This window comes from Oleiagrimonas sp. (assembly GCF_027858935.1).
GTDB lineage: Bacteria > Pseudomonadota > Gammaproteobacteria > Xanthomonadales > Rhodanobacteraceae > Oleiagrimonas.
Genome location: NZ_JAQIBU010000251.1, coordinates 1 through 7709 on the forward strand (window position 1 = coordinate 1; position 7709 = coordinate 7709).

The window sequence follows — 7709 nt, forward strand, 5'->3', positions numbered from 1 at the left end:
GCATTGCTGTGACTGGTTTTCTTCTTTGACACGTAGGTTCCTTGAACATGAGAAATCGCCCCGCGGGACGAAAAGATCTGGATCGGATATTGACAAGCCGGCGGCTGGTGCCTATCTTACGCGGCTCCGCAGCGCCCATGGCGTTGCCCGCACCCTGCCCAGGTGGCGGAATTGGTAGACGCACTAGTTTCAGGTACTAGCGGGTAAAACCGTGGAGGTTCGAGTCCTCTCCTGGGCACCATTTGAAAGGTACCGCGACGCCCATTGAGTCCCGGAACCGCCCTGGAAACCCCGCCTCGTGCGGGGTTTTTAGTATCCGCGATCCACGACTTCAGGCGCGCAGCCTGTCCGCGCCGGCCGTGACCGGCGCCTTCAGCTCCACCCTGTTGCCTTCCGGATCGAAAAGGTACAGCGACGGTCCGGTGCCTTGCGCACCATAGCGCATTCCGGACTCGCCAATGCGCACCTCGCGTGTCTTCAGGTACGTGGTTATGGCCTCGGCGTCGAACGGCTCCACCCTGAGGCACACGTGATCCATGTTGTGCCCCTGCTCGCTCGGCGCGACGCCGCCCTTGCGCCCGATCGGCCCGGCCACGTCGACCAGATCGATCAAGCTGCTGCCGGCGCGCAACTGCAGCAGGCCAAGATCCTCCTGCCAGCGCTCCACGGTGCAGCCCAGCACTTCGCAATAAAAGCGCTGCAGGCGGTCCATGTCGGACACGCGCAGCACCACATGGTCGATCTGGGCAATTTTGAAAGGTGCAAACGGCATGCGGCGCACGCTCCGTGCTAGGCAAGCACTCATTGTAGCGCCTGCACCCGCAGTGGCGATGAATGCGGCCCCACCGCCGGCACCCCCGGGAGGCGCATCCTGCGCAGCACCATGCTGGCCTGACAGCGTCTGCCGCCCGCCCATGATCCTGATCCAACGGCAGACTGGAACCGGCGAAAAAAACCCTTCCGGCCTGTATAATTGCCAGCAACACCTCACGGTGGGAGAAGCGGGGCAACCCGCTGCCGAAGGCGCAACGCCCGTAATCGCTCAGGCTCCCCAACCACCGTCGCGGTCCGGCCCGCCCGCTCGCGGAACGGCCAGTCCGTTCAACTCTGGAGAGACCGGTTCGATCCGGCGCCGAAGGGGCATGAAGCGTTTCCCCGCTTCGAAACTCTCAGGCAAAAGGACAGAGGGGCGCGCCATGGAACACCCGCCGTGCCAGATGCGATGAACGGCCCGTCCGAAGGGCCGTGACCTGCGAACAGGCACGGGGATTCCGCCCATCGCAGCCATTGCCGGACGCCACCATGAGCCAGAACCGCACGCCTTCCCTGCGCGAACTCGAGCAGCACGACGCCTTTGTCACGCGCCACATTGGCCCCAACGATGCCGAAATCCAGCAGATGCTGGAGGTCATCGGCCAGGACTCGCTGGAAGCCATGACCGACGCCATCGTGCCCGGCACCATCAAGTCCGACGCCCCCCTGACGCTGCCCGCCGCCATCACCGAAGAAGAGGCGCTGGCGCGCATCCGCGCGATCGCCGAGAAGAACATCGTGGCCCGCAGCTTCATCGGTCAGGGCTATTACGGCACCCACGTGCCGGCGGTGATCGCGCGCAACATCTTCGAGAACCCGTCCTGGTATACCGCCTACACGCCGTACCAGGCCGAAATCTCGCAGGGCCGCATGGAGGCGTTGATCAATTTCCAGACCATGGTCGCGGACCTGACCGGCATGGAGATCGCCAACGCCTCGCTGCTGGACGAAGCCACCGCCGCCGCCGAGGCCATGACCCTGGCCATGCGCAAGGCGAAGTCCAGGTCCAATACCTTCTACGTGGCCGACGGCGCGCACACGCAAACCATTGAAGTGCTGAAGACCCGCGCCGAGAGCCTGGAGATCGAGCTGGCCTTCGGCCCCGCCGCCGAAGCCGCCGCGGCGGACGTGTTTGGCGTGCTGCTGCAGTACCCCGATACCTTCGGCCGCATCGCCGACCACGCCGCGCTGGTCGAGGCCGTGCACGCCAGCAACGGCCTGGTGGTGGTGGCCACCGACCTGCTGGCGCTGACCCTGATTGCCGCGCCCGGCAGCTGGGGCGCGGATGTCGTCATCGGCAACAGCCAGCGTTTCGGCGTGCCGCTGGGCTTCGGCGGCCCGCATGCCGCCTGGCTGGCCTGCCGCGATGCCTACAAGCGTTCGATGCCCGGCCGCCTGATCGGCGTGTCGGTGGATGCCGAGGGCAAGCAGGCCTATCGCCTGACCCTGCAGACCCGCGAGCAGCACATCCGCCGCGAGAAGGCCACCTCCAACATCTGCACCGCGCAGGTACTGCTGGCGGTGATGGCCGGCATGTACGCGGTCTATCACGGCCCGGACGGCCTCAAGCGCATCGCCCGGCGCACGCATCGCCTCACCGCGATGCTGGCGGCCACGCTGCGCACGGCCGGACTGAAGGTCAGCGGCGATTTCTTCGACACCCTGCACGTGACCGGCATCGACGCCGACAGCGTGCTGGCCAAGGCCCGCGAGGCCGGCATCAACCTGCGCGTGATCGACAGTTCCAGCCTTGGCATCAGCCTGGACGAGACCAGCACACGCAGCGATCTGGTCGCGCTGGCGCAGCTGTTCGAGGCGCCGCTGCACGATGTCGACGCGCTGGACACCGACACGCCGGACGCGTTGCCCGAAGCCCTGCTGCGTCAGCATCCGTTCCTCACGCACCCGGTCTTCAACACCTACCACAGCGAACACGAACTGCTGCGCTACATGCGCAGCCTGGCCGACAAGGACCTGGCGCTGGACCGCACCATGATCCCGCTGGGCTCATGCACCATGAAGCTCAACGCCAGCGCCGAGATGATCCCGGTGAGCTGGCCGGAATTCGCCCACATCCATCCGCTGGCGCCCGAAGCCCAGACCCGTGGCTACACCCAGCTGATCGACGAACTCAACGCCATGCTGGCCGAAGTCACCGGCTACGACGCGGTCAGCCTGCAGCCCAACTCCGGCGCCCAGGGCGAATACGCCGGCCTGCTGGCGATCCGCGCCTGGCACCGCTCGCGCGGCGAGGGCCACCGCAACGTGTGCCTGATCCCCGAGTCGGCACACGGCACCAACCCGGCCTCCGCGCAGATGTGCGGCATGCAGGTGGTGGTAACCAAATGCGACGCCAACGGCAACGTCGACGTCGACGACATCCGCGCACAGGCCGAGAAGCATGCCGACCAGCTGGCCGCGATGATGATCACCTACCCCTCCACGCACGGCGTGTTCGAGGAAGACGTGGCCGAGATCTGCCGCATTGTCCACGACCACGGCGGCCAGGTGTACACCGACGGCGCCAACCTCAACGCGCTGGTCGGCATCGCCAAGCCCGGCAAGTGGGGCTCGGACGTCAGCCACCTCAACCTGCACAAGACCTTCTGCATCCCGCACGGCGGCGGCGGTCCGGGCGTGGGCCCATGCGCGGTCAAGGCGCACCTGGAGCCGTTCCTGCCCAAGGGCCTGGGCGCCGAAGGCGCCGTGGGTATGGTCAGCCAGGCCACCTACGGCAGCGCCAGCATCCTGCCGATCAGCTGGATGTACATCACGCTGATGGGCGCCGCCGGACTGCGCAAGGCCAGCCAGGTCGCCCTGCTCAACGCCAACTACGTGTCCAGGCGCCTGACGCAGCACTACAAGACGCTGTACACCGGGCGCAACGATCTGGTCGCGCACGAATGCATCCTGGACCTGCGCCCGCTCAAGGACAGCGCCGGCGTCGAAGCCGAGGACGTGGCCAAGCGCCTGGTCGACTTCGGCTTCCACGCGCCCACGCTCAGCTTCCCGGTGGCCGGCACGCTGATGGTCGAGCCGACCGAAAGCGAATCGATGCACGAACTGGACCGCTTCATCGATGCCATGATCAAGATCCGTGAGGAGATCCGCGCCATCGAGAACGGCAGCCTGGATCGCGAGGACAACCCGCTCAAGAACGCCCCGCACACCGCCACCATGGTGTCTGCAAGCGAGTGGTCCCACGCCTATCCGCGCGAACTGGCCGCCTTCCCCCTGGCGGTGCTCAAGCAACAGAAATACTGGCCGCCGGTGGCCCGCGTGGACAACGTCTACGGCGACAAGAACGTGTTCTGCGAGTGCATCCCTGTCGCGGACTACAAGGAACAGGCCAAGGCGTAAGCCGTATCCGCCACCTCTCCTGCGAGCGGAGAATGGAAGTGGGGTCGCGTGCCATGCAGGCGGCCCCAACAAGCATCTTGCTGCCGGAGCTCTGCATGCGGCCCATGCTGCGATGCGCACACCGCTAGAGTTCGACACCCGATGATTCGGTTTCATTCGAGGCCTGCTTCGGCGCTGCCGTGGCCCAACGCACCACCTTGCCGATGCTCAAGCCCTGCACCAGGATCGAGAACACCACGATGTAATAGGTCATGCCCAGGATCAGGTCACGCGACGGCCCGGGCGGAAGCGACAGTGCCAGGGCCACCGAGATCGCCCCGCGCAGTCCGCCCCATGTCAGCACCTGCCAAGCCCCTCGCGGCATCGTGAAGTAGCGTGACAAGACCGCCATCGGCAAGCCCGCGCACAGCAGCCGCGCCAGCAGCGCCACCACGATCATGCCGGCAGCCACCAGCAGCACCTTGGCCGAGAAGGTCACCGAGGCGAATTCCAGCCCGACCAACACGAACAACACCGAGTTCAGCATCCAGTCCAGCAGTTCCCAGAACTCGTCGTGGTGCTTGCGCGTGACCTCCGACATACCCAGTTCACGCCCGCGGTCACCCACCACCAACCCGGCGACCACCATCGCCAGCGGCCCGGACACCTCCATCTCGCGCGCCAGCGCGTAGCCGCCCAGCACCGCTGCCAAAGTGATCGTGATCTCCACCTGGTAGTTGTCGATGCTGCGCAGCAAACGGTAGGTGATGTAGCCCAGCACCAGCCCGTAGATGAGCCCGCCGCCAGCCTCTCGCGCCAGCAGGATCGCGCCGTGGGTCCAGTCTGGCGAGCCGCCGCCGGCAATCATGCCCAGCAAGATCGTGAACAGCACCACGCCAATGCCGTCGTTGAACAGCGACTCGCCGCTGATCACCACGTCCATGCTGCGCGGGGCGCCCGCCTGGCGGATGATGCCGGCCACCGCCACCGGATCGGTCGGCGAGATCAGTGCGCCGAAGATCAGGCAGTAAGGGAGCGACAGCGACAACCCCACCCACGACAGCGCGGTCCACACCGCGAACCCGATCAGCAGTGTCGAGGCGACGGTGCCCAGCACCGCCAGCGCCGCGATGTGCCAGCGGTAGGAACGCAGGTCGCTGAAGTCCACACCCAGCGCGGCGGCGAACAACAGCATCGACAGCAGGCCCTTGAAGACCACTTCGGGGAAATCGATTGAACTGAGCAGGGATGTCTCGTAATGATGCAGCCCGGGAAAGCCCATGCCGTTGAGCGCGGCAAGTATCAGCGAGCCGAGCAGCGCAATCACCATCACGCCGATGGCCGAGGGCAGGCGCACGAAGCGATGGTTGACGTAGGCCAGCAAGGCCGTGAGCACCAGGACGATGACGGCGATGTTGAACATGCATGCGCTCCGTAACAGTCACTACGCACGTCCCAGCGTGCGCGGGTCCATGGTAACGGTTATCAGCGACCACCGGAGCCTTCCCATTCCTGCAAGGGAAGAAAAGGGTGCCGCGCCAGCATGCTCCCGCGCCTGCGCCACAACCCCGCCTCGATCCTCCCCTCGCAGGGGAGGAGGCCTTTCCCGCGCACCGTGCAGTTTGGCAAGCCCGCGCGATGATGTAGCCTAAAAGGCTGTCCCCCGTACGGAGACTCCGTGGCGCAATCCGAGCGCAACACCAACACCATCAAGGCGACCGTCGGCCTGGCCGTCCTCGGCGTGGTCTACGGCGACATCGGCACCAGCCCCATCTACGCCGTGCGCGAATGCTTTCGCGGACTGGCGCCCCTGCCGGTGACCGAACCCAATATCCTGGGCATCCTGTCGCTGATCTTCTGGGCACTGATCCTGGTGATCTCGACCAAGTACATGATCTTCGTGCTGCGCGCCGACAACCACGGCGAAGGCGGCATTTTCGCCCTGATTTCGCTGCTGCGTCCGGACCAGGGACAGGAGCGCCTGTCGCGGCGCATGCTGATCCTGCTGGGCCTGTTCGGCGCCGCGCTGCTGTTCGGCGGCAGCATGATCACGCCAGCCATCTCGGTGCTCAGCGCGGTCGAGGGCCTGCAGGTGGCCGCACCCGGTCTCAAGGAATGGGTGCTGCCGATCACCATCGGCATCCTGATCGGCCTGTTCGCCTTCCAGCGCCGCGGCACCGCGAACGTGGGGCTCACCTTCGGACCGGTCATGGTGCTGTGGTTTCTTCTCCTGGCCGCGCTTGGCGTCATGGCGATCGTGCACCAGCCCGGCGTGCTGCGCGCGGTGTCGCCGCAGTATGCCGCCCTGCTCATGATCCACAATGGCTGGGCCGGCTTCCTGGTGCTGGGCGGCGTGTTCCTGGTGGTGACCGGCGGCGAGGCGCTGTACGCGGACCTGGGTCACTTCGGAGCCAAGCCCATTCGTCTGGTCTGGTTCGCGCTGGTACTGCCGGCGTTACTGATCAACTATTTCGGTCAGGGCGCGGAATTGCTCACTCATCCGCAGTCGCTGAAGCAACCTTTCTTCAATATGGCGCCGCACTGGGCGCTTTATCCGGTGGTGATCCTGAGCACCGCCGCCACCGTGATCGCTTCGCAAGCGGTGATCACTGGCACCTTCTCGCTGACCCGCCAAGCCATGCACCTGGACATGATTCCGCGCATGAGTGTGCGCCAGACCGCCGAGGACAAGCAGGGCCAGATCTACATGCCTGGCGTCAACTGGACGCTGATGCTGGCCGCCTGCGGGTTGGCGCTGTCCTTCGGCTCGTCCAGTGCGCTGGCGGCAGCGTATGGACTCAGCGTCAACGCCACCATGGTGGTAACCACCATTCTTGCGTTCAACATAGCTATCGAACGCGGTGGCTGGGGGCTCCCGCGTGCCTTGCTGCTGCTGGTCAGCTTCATCAGCATCGACCTGGCCTTCCTGGTGGTCAACGGCATGAAGATCCCACAGGGTGGCTGGTTTCCCCTTGCGATGGGCGCGATCATATTCACGCTGATGGCCACCTGGCGGCGCGGTAACGACATGCTGCAGCGGTCCTACGAGGCCGACGATGTCGACGGTTCCACCTTGGCTGGGCGCCTGGAAAACAATCCGCCCGAACGCCTGCCCGGCGGCGCCGTGTTCTTCACCGCGAGCGCCGAGAGTATGCCGCAATCGCTGCTGCACCTGCTCAAGCTGACGCGCGCCCTGCAAGAGCAGATCGTCATCGTCACCGTGCAGGTCGCGCGGATCCCACGAATCAAACACGACGACCGCATCGAGGTCAAGGACCACGGCCAGGGCGTACACAGCGTCTGCCTCAACTACGGTTTCATGCAGGGCTTCAACGTTCCCTCCGACCTGGGCCTGTGCGTGGAACACGGCGACCTGTCCATAGAGCTGGACGAAGTCACCTACGACCTCGGCCGAACCTCCGTGCTGGCCGGCCGCAAAAAGCACGGCATGATGGCCTGGCGCGACCACCTGTTCGCCTTCATGGTGCGCAACAGCATGCAGGCCACCTCGCGCTACCGCATCCCGGCCGGACGCGTGGTCGAGATCGGACTTCAGC

General features: G+C 65.6%; 4 protein-coding genes, 1 tRNA gene and 2 riboswitches. Of the genes, 3 read left to right on the plus strand and 2 right to left on the minus strand.

What is annotated here, in order from left to right; genetic code table 11:
• Positions 1–156: 156 nt before the first annotated feature.
• Positions 157–241: transfer RNA gene (locus PF446_RS09160), tRNA-Leu, on the plus strand.
• Positions 242–331: 90 nt separating this feature from the next.
• Here the strand turns inward: PF446_RS09160 and PF446_RS09165 are convergent.
• Entirely contained in the window at positions 332–772 is a 441-nt protein-coding gene (locus PF446_RS09165; RefSeq protein ID WP_298071124.1) for a VOC family protein, read from the minus strand.
• Positions 773–983: 211 nt separating this feature from the next.
• A riboswitch (glycine riboswitch) is annotated at positions 984–1068 on the plus strand.
• Positions 1069–1097: 29 nt separating this feature from the next.
• Positions 1098–1195: riboswitch (glycine riboswitch) on the plus strand.
• A gap of 107 nt (positions 1196–1302) precedes the next feature.
• On the opposite strand from PF446_RS09165, the gene gcvP reads away from it, so the two are divergent.
• Complete coding sequence (gene gcvP / locus PF446_RS09170; RefSeq protein WP_298071125.1) at positions 1303–4173, plus strand: aminomethyl-transferring glycine dehydrogenase; 2871 nt, start codon at positions 1303–1305, stop codon at positions 4171–4173.
• Between the two features lie 124 nt (positions 4174–4297).
• Here gcvP and PF446_RS09175 read toward each other — a convergent pair whose 3' ends face one another.
• Positions 4298–5575, minus strand: coding sequence for a sodium:proton antiporter (locus PF446_RS09175; RefSeq protein WP_298071126.1), 1278 nt, complete (start codon positions 5573–5575; stop codon positions 4298–4300).
• 255 nt (positions 5576–5830) lie between these two features.
• On the opposite strand from PF446_RS09175, the gene PF446_RS09180 reads away from it, so the two are divergent.
• Positions 5831–7709 (plus strand): KUP/HAK/KT family potassium transporter (locus PF446_RS09180; protein ID WP_298071127.1); only part of this gene is annotated, 1879 nt, incomplete at its 3' end.

Coding starts and splice junctions, on each gene's coding strand:
- PF446_RS09165 (WP_298071124.1), bottom strand. CDS start 772: ATGCCGTTTGCACCTTTCAAAATTGCCCAGATCGACCATGTGGTGCTG.
- gcvP (WP_298071125.1), top strand. CDS start 1,303: ATGAGCCAGAACCGCACGCCTTCCCTGCGCGAACTCGAGCAGCACGAC.
- PF446_RS09175 (WP_298071126.1), bottom strand. CDS start 5,575: ATGTTCAACATCGCCGTCATCGTCCTGGTGCTCACGGCCTTGCTGGCC.